1 protein-coding gene is annotated in these 1,445 nt (G+C 66.6%); it reads right to left on the bottom strand.

Translation table 11 applies throughout. The annotated features are described in order from the left end of the window. The coding region (locus AC1DDO_RS22990) for a transketolase-like TK C-terminal-containing protein (protein WP_476972847.1) at positions 1 to 1,445 on the bottom strand (1,445 nt) is incomplete at both ends.

Raw genomic sequence — 1,445 nt, 5'->3', positions numbered from 1 at the left:
GCCTGGGCGTCGACTTCGCCGCGGCGGGCGAGCATCTGCAGGGAACGGACCACCACGGAGTGGATGTCGTTCTTGAAGAAGCGGCGTGCCGCGGCGCGGGTGTCGGAGAAGCCGAAGCCGTCGGCGCCGAGCGAGGCGAACTCGTTCGGGAGGAACTGGCGGATCTGGTCCGGCACGGCCTTCATGTAGTCGGTGACCGCGACGATCGGACCGGTGGCGCCGGCGAGCTGCTGGGTCACGAACGGGACACGGGCGGGCTCACCGGGGTTGAGGAAGGCTTCTTCCTCGGCTGCCATGGCGTCGCGGCGCAGTTCGGTCCAGGAGGTCACGGACCAGACATCGGCGGAGACGCCCCAGTCCTCGGCGAGGATCCGCTGGGCCTCGAGGGCCCAGGGGACGGACACACCGGAGGCAAGGATCTGCGTGCGCGGGCCGTCGATCTTGGCCGGCGCCAGCAGGTAGATACCCTTGATGATGCCTTCGACATCGAGTTCCGCCGGTGCCGGCGGCTGCACGATCGGCTCGTTGTAGACCGTGATGTAGTACATCACGTTCCGCGAGGGGTCGTTGTCGGCAATTTCTTTTCCGGCTTCGCCGGGACCATACATCCGGTTGAGGCCGTCGCGGACGATGACGCCCATCTCGTAGCCGTATGCCGGGTCGTAGGTGACGACTGCCGGGTTGGTGGCGGCGAGGATGGGGGAGTGCCCGTCGGCGTGCTGCAGGCCTTCGCCGGTGAGGGTGGTGCGGCCTGCGGTGGCGCCGATGATGAACCCGCGGGTCATCTGGTCCGCGGCGGCCCAGAAGGAATCGCCGGTGCGCTGGAACCCGAACATCGAGTAGAACACGTAGACCGGGATCAGTGGTTCGCCGTGGGTGGCGTAGGAGGTGCCCGCGGCGGTGAAGGCTGCCACGGAACCGGCCTCGTTGATACCGGCGTGCACGATCTGGCCGGAGATGGACTCCTTGTACGCCAGGACGAGCTCGCGGTCCACGGAAAGATAGTTCTGGCCGTTCGGGTTGTAGATCTTGGCCGTCGGGAAGAACGCGTCCATGCCGAAGGTCCGTGCCTCATCCGGAATGATCGGCACAATCCGCTTGCCGAACTCCTTGTCCCGCATGAGGTCCTTGAGCAGGCGGACAAACGCCATGGTGGTGGCGGCATGCTGCTTGCCGGAGCCGCGGTTGGCGACTTCGTAGACCTTCTCATCCGGGAGGGTGACGTCGACGTGCTTGGAGCGGCGTTCGGGGACGAAGCCGCCGAGTTCCTTGCGGCGGCCCATGAGGTACTGGATCTCCGGGGAGTCCATGCCGGGGTGGTAGTACGGGGGCCGGTAGAGGTCCGCTTCGAGCTGGTCGTCCGTGATCGGGATGCGCAGGTGGTCGCGGAAGGCCTTGAGGTCCGCGAGGGTGAGCTTCTTCATCTGGTGGGTCGCGTTGCGGCC

The sequence above is a fragment of the Arthrobacter sp. 10N43 genome (assembly GCF_056394525.1).
Note: the sequence above shows the minus strand (reverse complement) of the source record. Positions and strands in the feature narration are given on the sequence as shown.